Origin of the sequence: Pseudomonas sp. HY7a-MNA-CIBAN-0227 (genome assembly GCF_040310325.1) — a bacterium.
Classification (GTDB): domain Bacteria; phylum Pseudomonadota; class Gammaproteobacteria; order Pseudomonadales; family Pseudomonadaceae; genus Aquipseudomonas.
In genome coordinates this window covers 500,504-520,424 of record NZ_JBEOPT010000002.1, presented here as the reverse complement: position 1 = coordinate 520,424, position 19,921 = coordinate 500,504, and the positions used below count along the sequence as shown (strand labels likewise).

The window sequence follows — 19,921 nt, the reverse complement described above, 5'->3', positions numbered from 1 at the left end:
ACACTCGACAAGCAAAGGAAAAAAACATGCGTTTTGAGAAAACTTCTAGCGACCACCTAATTAAACCTGAAATTGAAAAGTGGATTGCCCGCCTTGAGAAAGACGTAAGCAAAAGACTTGATAAAACGGATGACCATCGGCAAGTAGCCAGAGACATTGCACAAAAGCTTGAAGACGAGAACTATTATGAACTCATTGGCGAAATATTCTTAAGCCTTAATCATTTCCGCAACAAGGATTACTTTACGTTCTACACGCGATTCGTAGATGCAGTTTCGAGCATAGATAAGCATGAAGAGCTTTTTATGCACTACACCGACTGGCCTTTCTACAACACATTATTTAGTGCCAATGGCGAAATTTATGAAGACTTCTTTAGTGAAGTCACAAGCGAAATAGTCATCGACGGAAAGACGTATTCATTAGCTGAATATTTCAAACTCGCAAGGAAGATACATTCTGTAAACTTAAGCCTTATCGGTGATCTAATTTGGTCATCCAATTACAAGAAATTAGCATTTCCAACCATTGAAGAAAGAACGAAAATATTTAACCTTGAAGAGTAGAAACCCGTTAATGATTAGCAGGGCTACGACCCTGCTTTTACACTGAGCTACACAGCCCTACCCTACCATCACTCATAGATCGACCATCCAGAGCCGATCTATCGATCCAGACACACACAAGCACCCAACCAGCAGAAAACGCCTGTAATGGTCATCACAGAGCCTCATAGCAACGTGGCCGTTTGTCATCACAATCTAGTGCTTACAGAGAAAATAAACTAAAATAAGCACATATACCGTTCAGAAATTCATGGAAAGAAAATTGATATGCCTGAAAATCTTACACACTCACTTTCGTTCTTTCAAAGAGCGTGCGAAAAGAAAAGCATATACGACCACTTTATTAGTCGAAATCCTGACATCTTAGGAACGGTGATCAAAGCCACAAGTGAAGGACTGTTCAGTATTGAATCAGTGCTTAAAGAGCACGGACAAAATACAGCCGAATGTGGAAACTACGAATACACCATATTGAACGATGATAAGCACATCATCAAAAGTGAAATATTTGGTGGCGTCTTCAATTCGATAATGATTGCAAACAAGATTGTTATCCCCCTCTTCATTTATTCTAATGACACTGCTATTGATTTAGATAAAACTGAAATCATTGATGAAAGTAAGTTTGAAGATCAAGATTACAGACTCTTTGGTGCAATCAAGCTGGTGATTGAATCTATTCAACAGCAGGTTGACACCAATAAGATAAAGGTTGCGTTGAAAAGCTTTCTCGACAGTAGCTATCAGGAAAAAGAGGTTACACCAGAGCCAAATCAACAGCTTCTGGATAAAAGAGCTTTTGACCTTATTCTTTATGAAGAAGATCCCGAACTACTTAGATCAGCGGAATATCTGGTAAAAGCAATGCTGGAAATCGCAAAAGACGATTTAGCCAAGAAATCCACCATACATTATGCAAGTGTTACGCTATCAAAAGATAACATGCTGAATAACTTGGCTATGGTGATAGAAACACAACCTGACATAATCTACACGCTGGATTCTATAACCAGTGAGTTTCACAGTACAAACCGAATTTCGCTCAAAAACATTTCCGCAGATGAGTTTCAAGGTAGTGATAAAGAAACATTATTAATGAGAACAGTTGAGCAGCTACTACTAACCATTGATGGTAAAATTGAAGCCAGCGACTTTTTCAATGATTTAATAGTTTCGAGAAGTTGAGCATTACCGATTTAAACAGTCTCCTTAATGGTGGCTATTTTTTGAAGTTACTACCTACCTGCAGACCAACGTAAAAAGGAAATTGCAATGCGTTTTGAAAAAACAGAAGAACTTCAAACAAAATCGGAACTTGAACCCTTTGTAGTTCGACTGGAAAGCTTTTGCGAAAAAACAGCGGAAAAAGAGCAAGATACATGGACTGGCGTTAACAAAATACTGAAAAAGCTGGAAGATGAAAATACTGAGGATTTAGTTAGGTCAATACTGACAACCTTTATAAACACTGGCGAAGCAGAATATATAGATCTTTTTCGAAGAACATGCAGAGCCATAACAGTGTTGGGCGAAGAGGATAATTTTGTCAAATGGACAGATGAAATCCCCTATCTCTATTTCTTTGGCAGTAGCTACAAACACTTCATACCAGCCGCAAAAGAGCTTGTAGATAATGTTGAATTCAACGGCCAAAAATATACAGTTGAAGACTTTTTAAAGTTGAGCAGAGAAGCAACGCTCATCAATTTGAGTCTTATGAATCTGGCGGGAAGTAAAGCATCAATTGAAGCTTATGCTGAACTCGAGAACAAAACTAAAGACGAGCTTTTCGCAAAAGACCTAAAGCTTACCATGAGCATAATGATGTAACATAATCAATTAATCAATAAATGAAGAAGCCTCCTTAATGGGGGCTTTTTTATTTACCCGCTGAAACTTGAATTATTATTACAAAGTATTATAATATTTATAATTAACAAGTTTTCAGGCTCTTAAATGCAGAACACAGATCAAGGATTATATGAACATGAAGTCATAGACATGATTGCACAAGACATATCCCAATCAAAATATTCACAAGCCGCAAGAAAAATATTAGAAAGAGTCAATTCTGGATTCTACAACAAAGATGAATTAGCTACAGGTGAAGCCTTTTATACTGAATTTAAAAACTTCAGTGCTAACGACTTAAACAAAAGCTTGCAAGATTCAGAGATCATAGCGAAAGATGGTAACTTCATCACAAGAGAAGGATTAAAGATTGGTTATGAAGCAGCGTTAAACAGAGTCATTGAACCCGGAAACATAGAGCTTTATGTAGAACAGTTTTTAAGCTCGCATTATGGTGAAGAAGCAGCAAATAAATACGCTTCGAATCTGCAAGCACAAAAGGATTTTGCAATAGATATATACACCAGTTACTTTGATAAATATGATCTTGAAGTCTCCCACAAAGCTATAAGCTCAACATCAATCTACGCCCTTTATGATGAAGTAAAGCATTCAATGCCAGAACACACATCATTCAAAACAGATTATGTAGCTGATAGAAAATTCGGTGTTCCGAGCTTTGAGCTTTCCAGAGGTGGTGCGACTGCAGAGTTTTCGACTGGTGTTGAGGTAAGGCACATGCTGACCGACAAGGCATTTGTTGATCAAATCAAATACAGCATTGCGAACCCAAAAATCATGGAAGACTTACAAGAAGACGTGTGGTTGAGACATCCGCAAAACGAAAAGCCAAACCTCATTAAGAACAAACCAAAGAATCGAATGGCCTAATAGCAGAAATAAAGAAACCGCATTTAAGCGGTTTTCTTTTTATCCAAAATTCATCACAGCTTCATTTTAGATTTATCATCAGATATGACGTAGAACACCACAGCAACCGCCGCAAGCATCACGTAGTCCAAGAAGCACATCACATACACATAGTCACCCACGCAGGCCACAATCAAGGCGTAGACAGCAAAGTAGACGACAGTAAGGAACAGGATAGCCCAGAACGATTGAACCGATTTTCTGATAGCGAAAACGATAGTAGGCTTGAACTTGTCATTGTCTGACAGGGCCTTGAATATCGCTATTGCCGTTCCAACAAACAAAACATAAACAAAGAACAAGCCAAATGGTGCAATCATAAACATGTTCCAAACGTTAATATTTTCAATACTGTCAAGCTTGAACAATGAAGGAACAAACGCGGAGAAGAATTTAGAACCGAAGAACGCAACCATCCACGCAGCCAAAACAATGAAGATCACCTTATAAAATCTAAAAAACATTTGAACTGGTGAAAGCTTAAAGAGAAACTTCATTATCGGATTAGAAGTACGTTCATCTTTATCAACCAAAACGAATGAGCTTTTTTGTAGCATTGCGTAGATGAAGACCGGAATAAACAACACTTGAATGATAGCCAAAACGCCAATCAACATCCCAGATCCAACTTGCTCATTCAACACCAAGTATTTTATTACCACGTCCATAGCGGTGAACACCAACACTATCGACAGTAGCTTTATTTTATTTCTTTTGATCACGGTAACAAATCCCTTGCCAATATCAGCAAGCTCTTTGAATACCTTTCTTGATGACATAAAACTCTTAATCTTTCCCCACATTATACACCCCTATTATATTGTTGTTATTTTTGCAATCATGAAATTGTCAGTGCATTTCAATTTTGCGTGATAGTCTTTTTTGCCTAAAGAAAAAATACCACCGAAATCTGTATTAGTAGAACTCAACGGAAAGAACTTAGACCTCTCGATTTTTCCACGATAGATAGCTAAGACGATTCTGCATTCTTGCTCGCTCGCATAACTTCTATTTTTGTAGATAGATACAATAGTTTTGTCGTTGTCTATCTTGATAATATCGCCAAATTCAAAACAAACGTTTTTTGAGCATGAATAGCCGATTGTCTCGCCAACGAAATAATCAAATATAAGAGGTTTTGAAACAGCTTTTTCTGGATAGGTAAGAGCGAATACGGCGGTGAAAGCCAGATACACGACAAACATACTTTTAAGTTCTACCGTTGATTTTCCTTTCATTTAATTATTTATTTGATTAACTTACTAATATTATAACATATTCTAATAATTATTCAATGACACTATTGCAAATTAATTTGCAGTTGGTATGATAAATACAATAAACAACATAAAGTAAATTATAATGAGACAACATATAAGAATAATATTAGCATCAGCATCAATACTTACCGCCTGCATAATCCAGCCAGCACAAGCAGTTATCCAGTTGGATAAGCCACAAGATACCACTTGCTATGATTTTAAAACGGTACAGGACATAGACGCGATTGTAGCGACTCAATTTGACAGCCATTACGCCGAAGATGTTAACGATGACTTCAAGTTATACTACATCAGGAAAACAGAGGGTATAACAGGTGCTAAAGAGCTACTGAATGAAGAAGAATATAATAAGAAGAGGAATGATTTAAAGAGCACCATTATGCTATCACCCTGCCCCACTACTAAATAACAAGATTATTATATGTCATCTTTTTTGTTAGATGCTCTTTAATTAGTATTATAATATGTTATAATAATAGAAACAACAACGTATCTGAACATGAAATTATCACAGAGCAAGATTAATGATTTATTTGAAATATGCGAAGATTTATTAGCACTCTACGCAGAAAAGAAAATAGCAGCAAAGAAGATACCCACCAAAAAACAAACACTTGAAGACATGGGCAAAACGTATCGCTACTTCATATCATCATGCAATCTGATGTTAAATTACTCAAACGAGACAATGAGCGTCTACTATTCGAAAATGATGGAAATGACTGATGACATGGTTGATTACATAATCGAATACATAGAAATAGAACAGCAGTGAGTTTAGAAGAACACAAAGAACAGCCCATACGGGCTTTTTTTTACAAAAACATTTAGCTATTATTTTAAGGTATTTATTAAGAAAGTCATTCACGCAGTCATTATTTTAGTAGTTTCACTATTGAATTATAATATGCAGGTGGTATGATAAAGTCAAGAACAACGATAAAGCCTATGTCATCACTCATTAAACTATTCTACCACTTATTATTAACAAGCCTAATGTCTTTAGTCGGGACATCTATATATGTAGTATCAGACAACTTCCAAGAAGTATTATCAAGAGCAATACCAACAAACGAAATATCCTCACTACAACTTCTTGATAAAGCCATGAATGAAGGAACGAGCTTTGATAAAGTCGTAGCCGCTCAGGGCAAAACGAAGAAAGAAGCCTTGCTAGCGATGAGAACACGCTTTGAAGACCTCGAGGGTAAAGGATTTTCAAAAGAGGAAATACTGGCTGATTTGACCTCATCACTTGAACATGAAAGAGCAAACTACAATTGCTCAGATGAATTAAAGAAGTATGACAACTTGCCTGATGCGGCCAACTTCGAGAAGTTGAATGATCTACTATGCCATAAGGAAGACGACGAAAAGTTCTATGCAGCGTTCTTAAATAACCTGAAAGACGGACTATCCAGCCTGTTTAAATCATAACCTAATAGACATTATTAAAGCTCTTATTTTACGGGCTTTACTTATTTGTAAAAATCCAATGCTATGTTATAATAATAAGAACAACAATGAGAAACAAATGCACCATTTAAAGATCATATTAACCCTATTATTTGAAGCAGCGAAAACAATTTTAAAGATCTTGTTTGCATCAGTCGCGACGGTTTATGCACTTGTTGCAATACTGCAATTACAGTTGGCCTTTTTGAAAATTACCGTTCTGGGGTATGAAATACACGACCTGTATTTAGTGCTCATCTGTTCATCAGCGGCATATTTAGCTATGTTCGCTGTATATGTGAGCAGAATCATACGAAGCTTCTTCACAACCATTTACTACAACGGGGGGAAATGATATGTCCGATCAAGATTTGAAAGTCACCCCAAAAATGCAGCTTAAAGACAAGGTTCAAAAGGTATCAGGAAACCTTATAGCCGACTTACTGCTACTGACCACGGCAACGGTGTTTTTTTCTGGATCGGGAATCTATTTCTTCTTACACCCGGAATACGCCAAGGGAATATTAAGCGTATTTTTTTTAAGCCTGATAGCGACGTTAATATGTATGGCCGAAGTCATCCACTCAACAAAGACTTTGCAGAAGCTTAAACAGTGTGAAGACGAAAGTGAATCAAAGCTTATTGAAGTAGACAGAGTGACATATGCACACTTTCATACGGCAGTCACATTAATGGCTTTTTCGTCCGGCATAATATTATTATTTAAAATTTGATAAATATTTTAATACTGCTATTGAATTATAATATGCAGATGGTATGATGAGTATAAGAACAATATGAGGCACGTTATGTTATCAATTATATTCACAACTATTTTATCAGTAATCGCATTATCAGTAGTAGCAGCACTTGTAGGAACAATCATTTACGCAGTCAAGGTTATGAGAGAACCGACATTAGAAGAAAGAATCAATCATGCAAAAAGCGGATTCAACACAAGACCAGTAGTCTCAGCACGACACTAAGCTAACAAAGTAAAAGCAAGCCCTACCGGGGCTTTTTTTATTGCTTAATTTTGTAATTTATTTCATTGTCGCTATTGAATTATAATATGCAGGTGGTATGATTAATATAAGAACAGAATAAAAGGAGAAACATGGACACAAACATCATTATAATATTAACTTTACTAGCATCAGTAATACCGCTTTCAATTATTATGTTAGTTGCTGGATACAAAGAAGCAAAAAAGGAATTCATTTTAAGAAAGAATAACGCCATCGAATCGCTTAATTCAGTATCGAGTAGCAGCCCATCAAAAACCCTTCTGATAGAAGAGCTAAAATCAAGAATATCAAAATTCGAGTTAAGTAAGGACTATGCCAATCTCTACTTAGTAGAAGGCAAGTTCAATCTGAGCAACAGCGAAATATCAGCGATACTGAAATCCATAAAATAAACAGACCCGAAAGGGTTTTTTTATTGCTTTCGATTTAGTGCCAAACATATTGTCCAAAATATTAAAATAACCATAACTGACTTATAATACCAATTGCATACATTGAATAATAATTTCCATATGGTATAATAAAGTAAACAATGGAGTTAATTATGGATAAGAAGGTTAAAACAATTGGATTGGTAGCTGGGATAATAGTGTTGCTTGTCATCATATCATCATTAGTAGGCGGCGAGAGCATCACACCAGAAGGCGAGAAATCACTTAAAGTGCTCACAGAGAAGCATGAATTTATGATTAGGTATCTTGACGAACAGTATGAAAAGTGTCTTAAAGACAGCAAGAAAGATTTCTGCAATAAGAGAAATGACTACGCGAAAGGTCAAGTTGAAAAGAATTTTAAAATCGAACGCAGTAGATTGATAGAGATTTACAAGAAATAAAACCAATGAGTAATTGGCAATGCCATTGCTCACCTATTTATTCCAGATAAGGAAAAAAACATAACAACATAAACACAGGTCATCAATGAATGTAAATCACATCAGCAAGCTATGTAACTTCACAGTAATCACCGGAATGTTCGTTTTCGTAGCGATCATTGTCCTCATGGTAATAACAAACAAAAATCTTCATAACGCTTCTCCCACAACGTTTCTAGCCGTTCAAATTGAAGGCGAACCGAAGATTCATGAACTGCTAGTGCAAGAACGACCTACAGAGAATCCAGAAGCGATGAAATACTGGATCAAAAATTCAGTGCTTCAATTTTACAACTACAACGCAAATAACTACATCGACGTAATGAAGAGCGGCGAGGATTTATTTACTACTGATTTCTATCCAGCTTTTTCAATGGCAACTGCATTACGCATTAAGGAAAACGTTAAAAACGGGTTTTACATTTCTTCTGCAATCGTTGACCTTGATCCTATTCTTGTCCAACAAGGGAAAATCGACGGTGATTCATACTACAAATTCTATTTACGACTCACAACCATCTACAAATCGGAAACCAGAACCATCGTTAAAACACCGAAAATTGTGATAACTGTAAAATTTGAAAACCCTGAGATTAACGTTCGCAGTATAGCGATAGCCGATCTAACGATAAGTGAATAAACAAACACAGACCGCTCAGGCGGTTTTTTTGTGCCTGCAATGTCAGTAGTGCCCTCCCCCTAATTTAAAATTAAGCATAATTCTCATATTTATAAACAAAATATCAGCTATTGAATTGATTTTTATTTAATGAATGGTATAACTATAATATAAACAATAGCTGGAGACATTATGTATAAGAAACTAACACACTTTCCATTCAAGAGCACACAAAGAATAAAAGGGCAGCATGGTTGTTACTTAAAGGTAATCATAAAAGAAAATGCCCTTGACTACCGCGTATTACACAGATCAAGAAACGCTGTAATGAGGTACGTCAGCGAAAGACTTGAATACAGGTTTAAAGAACTTCCGGGGGAATATTTCGAAGACGGATCATTTATTGAAAGCTTTGGACAGTGGTTTAGGCTGTTAACATCCACGCCGGTCAATCACTTCAACAAGAGCTATCAAAAGTTTGAAACCATTTTCATAAACGATTTCAATATTTTATTGAATGAACTGATTTCAACCTTGCATAACGGAAAGAAAGTCAGCAAGCCGTTGATGGTAGTGTACCCTAAGATTGACCAGCCAGATCTAACCATTGATGACTCAACAGCAGAAGGTCAAAAACTCTCTGGTGATTTAAAAGCGAGTGAATCAACATCTTTAATTATTGAACTTAAAACCGGAAATGTAAAAATAGATTTTACCAGCAAGCCTACGATTGAAGACATTGAGTTTATAAATCAATACTTAAAATATAAATTAATCTAAGCCGCTTACAGCGGTTTTGTTTTATTTCATATTTATCTTTAGTTATGGTGCGGTATTGCAATTTAATATGCAGGTGGTATAATAAGTATATAAGTAAACAGTTAATAATAAATAATTATGAATACAATTTTAAACAAGATTATCGTTTCAGTCTTCACAATCTTGGCATTGGCTCCAAATCTCAGCACAGCCAACACATTAAGCTATAAATCAGTACCCGACGCTGCAGCAGCGATCAATAACGAAGCCTTCCCAGTGTCCTACATCACACAATATGCCAATGCATACCACAACCATAAAGCCCTCATGGACGTTGTGCAGGCAGACTACACCCGTTGCATGAGCACTGAGTCTAACGTCAACGAATGCGACTATTTCAAGGCATTAGGGACTGAAAACGTCAACGCCATACTAGATAGAAAGATTTCATCAATCACCAGACATTTCACCGAATAAACAGCCGAGAGGTAAATAAGATAGTTTGGGGATTCCCAGCTATCACCATATTAAGAAAATAAACAACAACATTAACATAGGAGACACGATGAAATTGACAAAAGAACAAACAATTGCAATGGCAGCATTTGCAGTATTCTCATCAATATTTTCAATATTCATGATCGCCACAAGCGAGAAACTAATATCTGACAACGAGATTTTCGCCAGCAAAGTTGCAACCATCAATAAGGTTTACAATCAATACGAAACAAGTAACGTGACTGGATATTCAAATTGCATAAAATCACACAATGAGGATTTATGCTTAAAAAGGATGGAATCCATTTCAATACACTTTGCCAATGAATACAACAAAAAGCTCTTAAAGCTTATTACTGATGAATATGGTATTGATATCCTTGAAAACAAGGCGAGCGGCAGATTAACGGCAATCGGCGTCAAAAAAACAAAATTAGAGTTCATTGTAAATGCACTCAATCCGTTTACATTTGACAAGCTAGGACTTAAGGACGGAAAATATTCAATCTCTTTTAAAGAATCTGACTCTCGTATTCCATCCAATCAAGAAGCATACGGCGTGAATGAAATGAAAGAAGTTCAAGAACTTATTTTATCAAGCCCTTTCAATAAAGGTGCGAACAAAGATATTCAAGACATAGCCGAAAACAAAGATGAAGTGGTATCAATCGGCAGACATTTTGCCGAACTAGGTCTTAAAGCTCAAAAGGAAGCGTTCCACGAATTTGATACACAAGACCTTATGAGATTACTTGAATTAGAAGCAGCCAAAAATGCCGTTGCGGGTAGTTCGGGTGCAATAGGAAAGGCACCATCCTTGATGGATACGGTAGTCGATTCAGGAAAAGAGCTTTTTAACACGTCCACCAGTGTCGAACATAACCAAAAATACCAAGACTATGTAAACGCCTACAACTCAGCAGCCATCAAGGCAAGTGAAATCTACAAAAAGAATGAACTTACAAAAGATAATTGAGGCAATATTTAAAATGTTGAATCAACCAAACAACCGCTCAGGCGGTTTTTGTGCCTATAAATCTTGAATTCAACTGATAATTAGAAATATATAAAATATTTTAATATAATTTCAACTTTCACTATTGCATTATAATATGCAGGTGGTATGATAAAGGTATAAGACAAACAAATTAAATAAACGGAGCAAAACATGAACATATACGAAGAAATCGGTCAAATTATATTCGCTGAATTATTAACAATAGATGACATTAAAGGTAAAGAAGCAGCAGTTTTAGAAATCGTTAGAGAGGCACAAGTAGATGGGTTGAAGGAAATGGTTAGAATGTTTGAGTGTAATGAAGGAGGTAAGTTCTCAGGGCCACAAATTTTCACAAGAGAGTTGATAGCGAAAAGAGTTAAAGCATTAAAATAAAACGACCGCTCAGGCGGTTTTTTTGTGCCTGTCATTAGTCAAAGCCCCTCCCCAAACTCTGATGACTCAACTTAAAAAACCGCAAAATCTAAATCTTTCTGGAAATTTAAAAGCGGATTAACGACTTCTAAAACTAATCAACCTGAACATAATATGCAACATGAATAACATTATAACCAACTATTGCAATTTAATATGCAGGTGGTATGATAAGTAATAAGAACTTATAAAAGGAGAAACATGGAATATGCATACATAAACCTCGACGCACTATTTGGAATATTTTATATGGTAGCTGCCCCACTTTTTGCAGCGTTAATAATTACCAAGGCAGCAATACTATACCCGGCAATCTTACAGACGTTGACGCTAGGGATACCAATGATTGTGTGTGCTTCGCTTTGCTTCGTTCTTTATGCTCCACAGGAGGCAAAACAATACGTGGCAAATACACTATCAAGTAGGTATTCATTTGAAGTAGCAAAAGAAAGATCAAGGATGGCCTACCTAGATATGGAAGCGAGAAAACCGAAATACCTTAAGCAAGAAGAACATTGCGATACGAAACAAGAGAACAAAACAATACTGTAAATGAATAACCGCTAATGCGGTTTTTTTGTGCCTGAAGTTCACCCCTACCCTTCCTAACCATCAATGGTTATTCAATAACCACTTATCAAGAAAATAGTCATTTAATAGCAATAACCATTCATAACCACAACTGGTTACTCAACAACCATTATTTATTTTTAACTTATCGATATTGAATTATGATATGCAGGTGATATAATGAAGTAAATAACAACAGAGTTATTAAATGGGAAGCAAATTAACAAGAGAAGTCATTTCAAGTATTCTACTATGCGACAGCGATTTTAAAGACGATGACAACCACCAAGCGACCGTAGATAACGTGGCTGGCGTGCTCTACAAGCACATCAAACCTTTCGATTACCGCACCTACACCGTCATGCTATCCAAAGTGGTCAACGGTCTTACAGACGGCGTGTATGAAGCGATTCAGTTACACATCACGCTTGAAGATAGATCTTCACCCATCTTTAAAATTAAGACCGATTTTGAGTTCAACAACGATCATAGTGCTGGATTACTGTTTAAAATAGATAAAGTTTAAATAATTAAATCGCTTAGGCGGTTTTTTGTCATCTATAATATTGTAATATAATTTGCAGATGGTATAATGAGATAAACAATAGCAATAAGAGGAAACATGAATATAAGAAAACAAAGAGATATGCACCCATTAGTTTTAAAAGCGGTTATTGGATTGTCTGGTATAGTATGTTACTTGCTCGCATTCAACGTGGTATACGCAGAGCTTAATAGCCAGTCACCCGAAGAAGTGAATTATGTAAAAGTAGTTGAGGGATTTGTAGAAGCTCAACACAATTCGCAAGAGATTTGCCATCGCTTAGCCCGAGCCAATAATTTAACGTATGATTGCGATGTGGTAACGCAACACGAAAAAACACTGGACATGGATTTATGCAAGACAACAAATTCAATTCAATATTGTGAAACCACACTTAAATTAGCTTATGACGTTTATAATCATGAAGTAGCTGAATACAAGAATTCAACATTATCTAAAATATACAAATTCTTCATGGGCAAAGAAAGAGTAAAGTATACGAGCAAATATGAATGGGTTGATAAAATCAAAATAGACAAGATTCCAGATAATGTAAGGAATATATAAGAACCGCTTAGGCGGTTTTTTAACGCCCCCCCTGTCAGTGTTTGTAAAAACTATAATTATATGTTATAATGATAATATTAAAATAAATAAGGGGACAGTTAATGTTAACACAGGGTAACGCATCAAAAGAGTATTTAAGCAGCGTATTCAGCGATTTCGCAGCAGGTGACACAAACAAGACCACTTACAGTGATCTAGAGATTGATTACATTATCAATACTTACTACAAAGCCGCTCAAAAACATATCAACATAAGAGACGGGAAAACGAGTCAAAGGACTGTTTTAGTAGGCATCAGTGAAGTAGACGTTTTCCTTTCGTCCGATATTGAATTTTCAATAGACAAAGTAGCTTTTTTTGAATTCATAAGAAGGTCAACAAACAAGAATTCAAACAGTCAAGTTGTTAACGCATTTAGACAATCAACAAAGGAAGGCTTTGAGGCTTCATTAGAAATCGATTTCGTTTCCTAATTTTCGGCTAAAAAAAAGCACTCCAAGGAGTGTTTATTTTTATGTCTGTGATATGTTAAAACGGAATCCCATTATCACATATATCGTTACCACCTTTACTACCAAAAAACTTTTCATCATCAAATGTATTCCATGCATCTTCATCGGTTTCTAAGCTTGATTGTAGCTCATTTAAGCCCGATTGAGCTTTCAGGTGATCTAAGTGCTCAGGGTTGATACCAAGTCTTGTGATAGTCGATTCAAGGGCCTTCATCACGCCTTCTTGTGATAGTGAATCATAGTCAACAACCGTAGGTGACTGGTCAATTGTTATTGGCTCTCTCTTGCCTTCTTCCGCAGCAGCTTTTGGCTGGCCCTTAAAGAATTTATAACGAACCACTGTCTGTTTATTTGGCAATTCGTGGAATGAGCAGGATTGAAGAAACTTCTTATTAACGAGTTCAGCAAAAGCTTCGTTATACGCCTGCTTTAAATGTGAAGCCTTTTTTGTATTACTAACGACTGCCCATTTTAGATCCGCATAGGAAATTTCTTGGCATGATTCTCTCCTATAATTATTTACAGATAAAGCATCAAGGATTATAGACGAAAACTCTTTCTTTAATGATTGCTTTGATTCCAAGCTCAAGCTATGGACAATTTTATCTTCATTTTGCAAAACGTTAAACGCATCGTTAAATACGATGGTTAATATGTTGTTTCTTGTATCAATTTTATAACTTAGGATGATGCTTGACCCATAGACCACGCCTTGCTTTTTCATCTTATAAATTGTTCCAGCCATTCGGTCACAGCTATTTTCGAGAGACTTGACAAATCTAGGCTTGTTAGATAACTCATCAACACTCAATCCTGTCATTCTCATGTAGTCGATAATATCAATGTTCACGGTAAGATTTTTGGTTTTGTTCAATACAAAACACGCATGGCTTAATAAATCGACAGCGTTATTATCCAGACCAACGCCGGTAACTTCTAGACTTTCATAGCCCATGAAGTTTGTTAATTGTATTTTTACGCCATCTTTATTTCTTACCAAAGTTCTTCCAACGATAGCTATTATCTTTGATATATGGGCATTGTGCTCATGATTGATATAGTGGTTGCCTACATATTCAATCTCACCATTTTGTATTTTTGTTAATCGTTCTTGTAATGACATGCTCTTATCTTCCATTCTGGTCACGCTGTTTGTTTGTCTATAATAAAATAATAGCACGCGGATATAACTATTCAATAGTAAATCGAAAATTATTTTACTACCGTCTACTTTACACTTTCTACTTCACCCTAACGTCTTAACTAGAAATACAATCAAAAACACTCATCAAGACATAACAATAATCCAAATTTAGATTACTACCGCCTATATGACATGTGTTTACTTTCAACATCCTTTTCACCCAGCATTTATAAGGGTTTAGTCAAGGTTCCGGCCTTTTTTAGTCAAGGTTCCGGCCTTTTTAGTCAAAGTTCCGGCCTTTTTAGTCAAGGTTCCGGCCTTTTTAGTCAAGGTTCCGGCAGGTGATGGTAAATTATGGCTTAAAAGTTGGATAATAAAGGGTGTTTTTACATTAATAAAGAATAAGTAATAACTGAGTAATAAATCCCCTCACCTACCATACCTTCCTTTTGCCTAATTTATAAACTTACTACCGCCTACTTAACAAGGACTAATCCGCTTGCCATAGCAGATTAGTCAAAGTACCGGCATTACAAGAAACTGCATAGATGAATCATAGATCATACACGTATTTCCTTAGATCATATCTATCGGTTATTATTTTACACCTTATGGCGTTTATTTTTTAATGACGGTCAAACTCTATCAATTTTATTCAACAGGCGGCGAAATAACCAATTAGAGACTATGCAATTTTTATTAGTGCTTTGAAATATAATTTACTACCGCCTACTGGACAAGATTATTAGGCATGATAAAATAAAACTAATAACAACTATCTGGTGATTTATGGAAGCAATTATAATTAAAAAGGGTTTATTCACATGCAGAGACAGAAGAAACCGCGTTAGAGCAATAAAATCTTTCGTATCTGCTAAATTTATCGAAACATACACATCACCGAGCAGGTTTGCAAGATTCGCAGAGTTAAAGTTTTTAACCAAAAATAACAAATATTTCTTGTCCCATGACTTGGCTTTGAAATGCTATAAGAAGCAGGGAGTAAGTCGAATTTCTCAAAAATATGAATGTTTCTATTCGAGAGAAGCTTATGAATGTTTTGAAATGATAGTTCTAGCCATATTCGACGGAAAGGAGGTTTGCTTAGACTCAATAACTGACAAACAAATTTGCACCGCAGAATCATATATAAAAAGACAAACACAGCTAGGCGGAAAATAATTAAAATACCTCCTTACAAGAGTGCAACCAATACACGATAGTGATATAAAGGTTAACTCGTCAGCTTCGCAGCAATTCAGGGTGGTTCGATATCCATTATCACAATAAACACAGCTCGTCACCGCAGCGATATTTCAAATAACAAAATAGAAATATGCTACTGCATAGTTGACACTTTGAAACGCCTGACATCGATGTTACGCCACAATTCAAGTGCTCGCCTTCCACTAACGGCAATAAAGTAAATCATGACATTTTTATTTACTCGTCAGCTTCGCAGCAATGTGTAGGTGGTAAGATATCCACAATTGAAATACGTTACTCGTCAGCTTCGCAGCAATTGCCGTTAGTAGATATCCATAATATCCATGATGTAACTCATCAACGTACCGGCATTTAGTGGTTTTAAGAATACTACCGTCTATGTGACATTCAGAAAGAATGACCCATAAAATATTCACCGCTTTTAATACCCAGAATAGCCCGCAAGGGCTGGCTTTTGACGTTGCCTTGAAGCCTACCCACCACTACCCAGATCCTACGGATTGACTGAATTTGAGCCATTAACCACTACTACCCACCGATGGTTAGACCATACCCGTATCTATCGGGAGATCAGCACCGCTCGAGGCTTCACAAGCTCACTCCAAGCTGCTAAAACACAGGCATAGCTCAAGACATGGAAGCCGCTCAATGCAGTTGTACGTAGCTCACAAAGACGAACAAGGTAATACGACTCGCTACTTCTCAACCGAACGTCCCACGCTTCAAAATATTCGTCTTTTTGAGAATTTTTATTTTTGGCTGGAATCCACGCAACTCAAATACTATGACGTTGAAGTAAAAGAGGATCATATTCAGTGCCATATCGACGTATTAGAAGATGAGACATGGAAAACTATCACTAAGCCAGATGAGAAACGGAAATACAGTTTCAATGGTCTTCAAAAGCTCACTCAAGACGCACACATTACGTTCTACAAATCTAAAGGCATTTCATATTCACTACTGATGTATTTGAATATCAAAAATAAAGAAATGATTAAAAATCACTTCAAGGTAAACAGTGACAATATATCTAAAGCAGAAGCTGAAATAATGTCTCAATACGCATAGCCTTCTAATATTCCAAATCCATGTTATAATACTTGAAACAACATCTTGTAAATATCATGGAAAAAGTAAAACATCACAGTCAATACGGCGATAATAAGATAAAAGATTATGCTGAATTTTTAAAACTTGCGGGATTCATAGATTTTCAAAATCTATTGTGGCATAAAGTGCCGGTCGGCAAAGGATATCCATCACGTAAAGAACGAATTGCAATAGAAAGCCTTTACTACGACGAAAGTCGGAAAGACAAATCACACTACTCCACGTTTCAATTTCTTCAAACTGAAATCGAAACGATACCCTTCTTTAATTCATTTAAAGAACAGGAAATGGTCAGCTTTATAAATGAGCTTCAGGCAAAAAATCACTTTAAAGAAATCGGCAGAATCGAGCGTATAAGTGATTTACAAGAAAAACACGCAGCAAGAATAATCTCATGCACATTCTATGAGTGGGTAGCAACTGGTAAATATAGAAAGATAGATTCAAAGACAAGAGAAATGATATTTGAACACAAGTTCTATGACATAAAGGACAATAAGATACGAACTGACATTGAACGAAAGAAAACCATCGCAGAGATACGCAGAGAATATCCACACTACTAAAATGAAAAAAGCCTTTAAATAGGCTTGTTTCATATCTTAAATATCACCGTATCAATCAAACGAAAAAACCGCCGAAGCGGTTAAATCCTTATATCCTTTGTGACCTTGCACTTTTCGCCATTGATCCAAAATGGCTCTCAGTTGCTTGTGCAATTTTCTTAGTATCTTCAAGCAATGCTCCACTCTTCAAGTCTTGCGAACCAAACAATTTGAGTATCAAAGCAGCGTTAAAAGATTGGTTAACTTTCGTCATACCCAGCATCATCGTGGAAATTACAATGACATGGAAAGCGAACAATACGATAAAATCATAAACAACAGACATAACCGTATTACCAGATTCTACAACGTAACCAGCAGATTGATTGATTAAGTAGAAATTGTCTTTCGCAAAATCAGTTAACAAATAAGCGACATATCGTGAAAGTTCAAACTCAATAACAATGGCAGACAGTGCGAGTAGTACATACAGAAGCGTTATCAATCTTCTTGATATATCGTCGTGATTAAATGCTTTCCCTGACTTATCATCAATACCTGCCATCACAAACGTAAGCTCATAGATGTAAGCGATTTTCACCACATTTTGACCGACAGCAATAACTTGTGAACAGAGCGTTGAAATGATGAGCAACACAAGCCCAATGACCGCACCCGCAACCGCAAGGCCCATTGCAAGCATGTAACTACCAAAAAATCCCATCGTCTTCTCAAGCACAATCACCGTCATGTCTGGCTTGCCCGATTGACTACGTGTACCGATCATCGATAGACCACCCTCGACGCCCTTCAAAGCAAGAGACGTGACGATAAGGTATGTTGCGGTCTGTTGACCTGCAATGATAGTTGATGAGATTACGTTGTAATCGCCACCGGCTTTATACTCCAAACCGAGATTTTCAACATAGTCACTTCCCATGAAATTCGCCATCGACATGACAGTCTCTTTGAGAAATTCATCCTGAGTTTTTTGTGTAAGTGAATCAATGATACTCTCAATTCTTTTATTACTGCTACTCGTTGTAGAGGTTCCACCGTCGATAAAGTTGTTTATGGTGCTGTAATTTGAACCAACTTGATTGTATTGAAACTCATCGACGTATTCAAAATCATAATCCATCGCTAAATTATTATAGTTCTTCACGGCTCTAATAAGTTCGTTTTCTGTAAAAACGGATTTAATATAACTGGTAACATTTATTTCTCTCTTCACTGGCGTATACGTCTTGAAATTCTCTAACGCTGTTGCTTGTAATGCCACACTCAATTCGTTTTGCAACCCAGCTTTTGTAGCTTTCAAGTCAGCGAACGACTTACCCGCAGTCACATAACTTATTCTGCCCTTCCCGTCTAATGGAATCTCATTAGTGACCGGATTGTAAGCCCAACATTGGTTCTTAATTTGAGCGTCTTTATCAACAATTGACTGATTCAAGCAATAGTAATTTCTTATATCATTTGCAGCAGTCAATAATTTATCTTCAAACTCTATGTATTTCTGCTTTAATATCTGTTGAGCGTCTATCTTGAAATTGACAAAACCACAAGTGGCGTTACTTAACTTAGCATATTTTATTCCGCAATCTTGAACTTTGTAAAGATGACGGGATATGAAAGAGGTTTTAGGCTCATCAAGCACTGATGAATTGCTTTTCATACATGTTAAATAATCTGAATCTTTAAGGGTGTAATCAGAAGCTACTGAGTTATCAAATATAAGTCGCTTGTCGTGATCAATTACACATGACGCATATTTAAGCAACGGACCTATATCACTTGCGGCTCTTTTGTCAGCTTTATTTTTACTGTCGCTCGCATAAGAGCTATAAGATAGCTGAATAGTCTTGTTATTTTGGATTTGGATGTTATAGATGAGCAATGCCACACCTTTAAAAGATAATACAACGCACACCACGACAAGAGCTGTCCAACCCACTACAAAAGGCGTCTTCACTAACATTTTTATTGCGTTCGCAGATGTCGCACCATTCGCCAAAACATTCGTTTCATTTCCGGCTTTTTGAGCATGGTAGATATTTTTTACAAATCCGAACGCAAACGTTACTCCGAGAACAGCTATTAACGTCACTGCTAGGATTCCAAGGGCATGTAGTGAAAGTAGAGAGCTACTACTCATGCTGCCATCGGATTTATATTTTCCAGTGACCACATCCAACTCTGAAGGTGAATTTTGGGCCATGAATGCTTTGTTAATTATGTCAATGGTAGGCTCAAATCCCAAAATCTGCTTTTCACATGCAGCATCAATTTCTGTGACGACTTGTGTGTTTTCGACTAAACCACCACACCCTTCTGCAAATGATAAAGATGAGATAAATATTAGCGGTATGGATAGTAAAATGGATTTGATAAGATTATTCAT

25 protein-coding genes are annotated in these 19,921 nt (G+C 36.5%); 21 read left to right on the top strand and 4 right to left on the bottom strand.

The window, feature by feature from the left end; all coding sequences use genetic code 11:
- Positions 1 to 26: 26 nt before the first annotated feature.
- From AAEZ06_RS05675 to AAEZ06_RS05660, 4 genes are all read left to right on the top strand, one after another.
- On the top strand, positions 27 to 566 hold the full coding sequence (locus AAEZ06_RS05675; protein ID WP_350613356.1) for a hypothetical protein: 540 nt from the start codon (positions 27 to 29) through the stop codon (positions 564 to 566).
- Positions 567 to 833: 267 nt separating this feature from the next.
- Positions 834 to 1,751 carry a hypothetical protein gene (locus AAEZ06_RS05670; protein WP_350613354.1) on the top strand — a complete coding sequence of 306 codons (918 nt, stop codon included), beginning with the start codon at positions 834 to 836 and terminating at the stop codon, positions 1,749 to 1,751.
- An 87-nt stretch (positions 1,752 to 1,838) separates the two neighbouring features.
- Complete coding sequence (locus AAEZ06_RS05665) at positions 1,839 to 2,396, top strand: hypothetical protein (RefSeq protein WP_350613352.1); 558 nt, start codon at positions 1,839 to 1,841, stop codon at positions 2,394 to 2,396.
- A gap of 126 nt (positions 2,397 to 2,522) precedes the next feature.
- Positions 2,523 to 3,308 (top strand): hypothetical protein, encoded by a 786-nt coding sequence (locus tag AAEZ06_RS05660; RefSeq protein ID WP_350613350.1) that lies wholly within the window; start codon positions 2,523 to 2,525, stop codon positions 3,306 to 3,308.
- A gap of 53 nt (positions 3,309 to 3,361) precedes the next feature.
- Here the strand turns inward: AAEZ06_RS05660 and AAEZ06_RS05655 are convergent, their stop codons facing one another.
- Together AAEZ06_RS05655 and AAEZ06_RS05650 are read right to left on the bottom strand one after the other, a co-directional pair.
- Positions 3,362 to 4,150 carry a hypothetical protein gene (locus AAEZ06_RS05655; protein WP_350613348.1) on the bottom strand — a complete coding sequence of 263 codons (789 nt, stop codon included), beginning with the start codon at positions 4,148 to 4,150 and terminating at the stop codon, positions 3,362 to 3,364.
- Positions 4,151 to 4,162: 12 nt separating this feature from the next.
- A complete protein-coding gene (locus AAEZ06_RS05650) occupies positions 4,163 to 4,585 on the bottom strand; it encodes a hypothetical protein (protein ID WP_350613346.1) in 423 nt (140 codons plus the stop codon).
- Between the two features lie 124 nt (positions 4,586 to 4,709).
- On the opposite strand from AAEZ06_RS05650, the gene AAEZ06_RS05645 reads away from it, so the two are divergent.
- From AAEZ06_RS05645 to AAEZ06_RS05575, 15 genes are all read left to right on the top strand, one after another.
- Positions 4,710 to 5,039 carry a hypothetical protein gene (locus AAEZ06_RS05645; RefSeq protein ID WP_350613344.1) on the top strand — a complete coding sequence of 110 codons (330 nt, stop codon included), beginning with the start codon at positions 4,710 to 4,712 and terminating at the stop codon, positions 5,037 to 5,039.
- Between the two features lie 90 nt (positions 5,040 to 5,129).
- Complete coding sequence (locus tag AAEZ06_RS05640; protein ID WP_350613342.1) at positions 5,130 to 5,405, top strand: hypothetical protein; 276 nt, start codon at positions 5,130 to 5,132, stop codon at positions 5,403 to 5,405.
- A 173-nt stretch (positions 5,406 to 5,578) separates the two neighbouring features.
- Positions 5,579 to 6,067, top strand: a complete 489-nt coding sequence (locus tag AAEZ06_RS05635) for a hypothetical protein (RefSeq protein ID WP_350613340.1) — start codon at positions 5,579 to 5,581, stop codon at positions 6,065 to 6,067.
- A gap of 374 nt (positions 6,068 to 6,441) precedes the next feature.
- A complete protein-coding gene (locus tag AAEZ06_RS05630; RefSeq protein ID WP_350613338.1) occupies positions 6,442 to 6,819 on the top strand; it encodes a hypothetical protein in 378 nt (125 codons plus the stop codon).
- Positions 6,820 to 7,202: 383 nt separating this feature from the next.
- Positions 7,203 to 7,505 carry a hypothetical protein gene (locus AAEZ06_RS05625; RefSeq protein WP_350613336.1) on the top strand — a complete coding sequence of 101 codons (303 nt, stop codon included), beginning with the start codon at positions 7,203 to 7,205 and terminating at the stop codon, positions 7,503 to 7,505.
- A gap of 152 nt (positions 7,506 to 7,657) precedes the next feature.
- On the top strand, positions 7,658 to 7,948 hold the full coding sequence (locus AAEZ06_RS05620; RefSeq protein ID WP_350613334.1) for a hypothetical protein: 291 nt from the start codon (positions 7,658 to 7,660) through the stop codon (positions 7,946 to 7,948).
- A 136-nt stretch (positions 7,949 to 8,084) separates the two neighbouring features.
- Positions 8,085 to 8,627: a DotI/IcmL/TraM family protein gene (locus tag AAEZ06_RS05615; protein WP_350613332.1), complete on the top strand. Its 543-nt coding sequence runs from the start codon at positions 8,085 to 8,087 to the stop codon at positions 8,625 to 8,627.
- Positions 8,628 to 8,798: 171 nt separating this feature from the next.
- Positions 8,799 to 9,386 (top strand): hypothetical protein, encoded by a 588-nt coding sequence (locus tag AAEZ06_RS05610; RefSeq protein ID WP_350613330.1) that lies wholly within the window; start codon positions 8,799 to 8,801, stop codon positions 9,384 to 9,386.
- Positions 9,387 to 9,503: 117 nt separating this feature from the next.
- Positions 9,504 to 9,842, top strand: a complete 339-nt coding sequence (locus AAEZ06_RS05605; RefSeq protein ID WP_350613328.1) for a hypothetical protein — start codon at positions 9,504 to 9,506, stop codon at positions 9,840 to 9,842.
- Between the two features lie 88 nt (positions 9,843 to 9,930).
- Positions 9,931 to 10,839 carry a hypothetical protein gene (locus AAEZ06_RS05600; RefSeq protein ID WP_350613326.1) on the top strand — a complete coding sequence of 303 codons (909 nt, stop codon included), beginning with the start codon at positions 9,931 to 9,933 and terminating at the stop codon, positions 10,837 to 10,839.
- Positions 10,840 to 11,031: 192 nt separating this feature from the next.
- Positions 11,032 to 11,256 carry a hypothetical protein gene (locus AAEZ06_RS05595; RefSeq protein WP_350613324.1) on the top strand — a complete coding sequence of 75 codons (225 nt, stop codon included), beginning with the start codon at positions 11,032 to 11,034 and terminating at the stop codon, positions 11,254 to 11,256.
- Positions 11,257 to 11,496: 240 nt separating this feature from the next.
- Positions 11,497 to 11,847 carry a hypothetical protein gene (locus AAEZ06_RS05590; protein WP_350613322.1) on the top strand — a complete coding sequence of 117 codons (351 nt, stop codon included), beginning with the start codon at positions 11,497 to 11,499 and terminating at the stop codon, positions 11,845 to 11,847.
- 226 nt (positions 11,848 to 12,073) lie between these two features.
- Complete coding sequence (locus AAEZ06_RS05585; protein WP_350613320.1) at positions 12,074 to 12,391, top strand: hypothetical protein; 318 nt, start codon at positions 12,074 to 12,076, stop codon at positions 12,389 to 12,391.
- 96 nt (positions 12,392 to 12,487) lie between these two features.
- Entirely contained in the window at positions 12,488 to 12,976 is a 489-nt protein-coding gene (locus AAEZ06_RS05580) for a hypothetical protein (RefSeq protein WP_350613319.1), read from the top strand.
- A 101-nt stretch (positions 12,977 to 13,077) separates the two neighbouring features.
- Complete coding sequence (locus AAEZ06_RS05575) at positions 13,078 to 13,449, top strand: hypothetical protein (protein WP_350613317.1); 372 nt, start codon at positions 13,078 to 13,080, stop codon at positions 13,447 to 13,449.
- 55 nt (positions 13,450 to 13,504) lie between these two features.
- On the opposite strand, the gene AAEZ06_RS05570 is transcribed toward AAEZ06_RS05575, so the two are convergent.
- Positions 13,505 to 14,611 (bottom strand): hypothetical protein, encoded by a 1,107-nt coding sequence (locus tag AAEZ06_RS05570; RefSeq protein ID WP_350613315.1) that lies wholly within the window; start codon positions 14,609 to 14,611, stop codon positions 13,505 to 13,507.
- 1,896 nt (positions 14,612 to 16,507) lie between these two features.
- On the opposite strand from AAEZ06_RS05570, the gene AAEZ06_RS05565 reads away from it, so the two are divergent.
- A complete protein-coding gene (locus AAEZ06_RS05565) occupies positions 16,508 to 16,930 on the top strand; it encodes a hypothetical protein (RefSeq protein WP_350613313.1) in 423 nt (140 codons plus the stop codon).
- A gap of 56 nt (positions 16,931 to 16,986) precedes the next feature.
- Positions 16,987 to 17,538: a hypothetical protein gene (locus AAEZ06_RS05560; protein ID WP_350613311.1), complete on the top strand. Its 552-nt coding sequence runs from the start codon at positions 16,987 to 16,989 to the stop codon at positions 17,536 to 17,538.
- Positions 17,539 to 17,626: 88 nt separating this feature from the next.
- Here AAEZ06_RS05560 and AAEZ06_RS05555 read toward each other — a convergent pair whose 3' ends face one another.
- Complete coding sequence (locus tag AAEZ06_RS05555; protein WP_350613309.1) at positions 17,627 to 19,921, bottom strand: hypothetical protein; 2,295 nt, start codon at positions 19,919 to 19,921, stop codon at positions 17,627 to 17,629.

Excerpts from the sequence above, each read along its gene's own strand:
- AAEZ06_RS05575 (WP_350613317.1), top strand. The coding sequence starts at position 13,078 with ATGTTAACACAGGGTAACGCATCAAAAGAGTATTTAAGCAGCGTATTC.
- AAEZ06_RS05615 (WP_350613332.1), top strand. The coding sequence starts at position 8,085 with ATGTTCGTTTTCGTAGCGATCATTGTCCTCATGGTAATAACAAACAAA.
- AAEZ06_RS05660 (WP_350613350.1), top strand. The coding sequence starts at position 2,523 with ATGCAGAACACAGATCAAGGATTATATGAACATGAAGTCATAGACATG.
- AAEZ06_RS05655 (WP_350613348.1), bottom strand. The coding sequence starts at position 4,150 with ATGTGGGGAAAGATTAAGAGTTTTATGTCATCAAGAAAGGTATTCAAA.
- AAEZ06_RS05590 (WP_350613322.1), top strand. The coding sequence starts at position 11,497 with ATGGAATATGCATACATAAACCTCGACGCACTATTTGGAATATTTTAT.
- AAEZ06_RS05635 (WP_350613340.1), top strand. The coding sequence starts at position 5,579 with ATGTCATCACTCATTAAACTATTCTACCACTTATTATTAACAAGCCTA.
- AAEZ06_RS05640 (WP_350613342.1), top strand. The coding sequence starts at position 5,130 with ATGAAATTATCACAGAGCAAGATTAATGATTTATTTGAAATATGCGAA.
- AAEZ06_RS05555 (WP_350613309.1), bottom strand. The coding sequence starts at position 19,921 with ATGAATAATCTTATCAAATCCATTTTACTATCCATACCGCTAATATTT.
- AAEZ06_RS05665 (WP_350613352.1), top strand. The coding sequence starts at position 1,839 with ATGCGTTTTGAAAAAACAGAAGAACTTCAAACAAAATCGGAACTTGAA.
- AAEZ06_RS05570 (WP_350613315.1), bottom strand. The coding sequence starts at position 14,611 with ATGTCATTACAAGAACGATTAACAAAAATACAAAATGGTGAGATTGAA.
- AAEZ06_RS05630 (WP_350613338.1), top strand. The coding sequence starts at position 6,442 with ATGTCCGATCAAGATTTGAAAGTCACCCCAAAAATGCAGCTTAAAGAC.
- AAEZ06_RS05620 (WP_350613334.1), top strand. The coding sequence starts at position 7,658 with ATGGATAAGAAGGTTAAAACAATTGGATTGGTAGCTGGGATAATAGTG.
- AAEZ06_RS05565 (WP_350613313.1), top strand. The coding sequence starts at position 16,508 with ATGCAGTTGTACGTAGCTCACAAAGACGAACAAGGTAATACGACTCGC.
- AAEZ06_RS05625 (WP_350613336.1), top strand. The coding sequence starts at position 7,203 with ATGGACACAAACATCATTATAATATTAACTTTACTAGCATCAGTAATA.
- AAEZ06_RS05580 (WP_350613319.1), top strand. The coding sequence starts at position 12,488 with ATGAATATAAGAAAACAAAGAGATATGCACCCATTAGTTTTAAAAGCG.
- AAEZ06_RS05605 (WP_350613328.1), top strand. The coding sequence starts at position 9,504 with ATGAATACAATTTTAAACAAGATTATCGTTTCAGTCTTCACAATCTTG.
- AAEZ06_RS05560 (WP_350613311.1), top strand. The coding sequence starts at position 16,987 with ATGGAAAAAGTAAAACATCACAGTCAATACGGCGATAATAAGATAAAA.
- AAEZ06_RS05595 (WP_350613324.1), top strand. The coding sequence starts at position 11,032 with ATGAACATATACGAAGAAATCGGTCAAATTATATTCGCTGAATTATTA.
- AAEZ06_RS05675 (WP_350613356.1), top strand. The coding sequence starts at position 27 with ATGCGTTTTGAGAAAACTTCTAGCGACCACCTAATTAAACCTGAAATT.
- AAEZ06_RS05645 (WP_350613344.1), top strand. The coding sequence starts at position 4,710 with ATGAGACAACATATAAGAATAATATTAGCATCAGCATCAATACTTACC.
- AAEZ06_RS05600 (WP_350613326.1), top strand. The coding sequence starts at position 9,931 with ATGAAATTGACAAAAGAACAAACAATTGCAATGGCAGCATTTGCAGTA.
- AAEZ06_RS05610 (WP_350613330.1), top strand. The coding sequence starts at position 8,799 with ATGTATAAGAAACTAACACACTTTCCATTCAAGAGCACACAAAGAATA.
- AAEZ06_RS05650 (WP_350613346.1), bottom strand. The coding sequence starts at position 4,585 with ATGAAAGGAAAATCAACGGTAGAACTTAAAAGTATGTTTGTCGTGTAT.
- AAEZ06_RS05585 (WP_350613320.1), top strand. The coding sequence starts at position 12,074 with ATGGGAAGCAAATTAACAAGAGAAGTCATTTCAAGTATTCTACTATGC.
- AAEZ06_RS05670 (WP_350613354.1), top strand. The coding sequence starts at position 834 with ATGCCTGAAAATCTTACACACTCACTTTCGTTCTTTCAAAGAGCGTGC.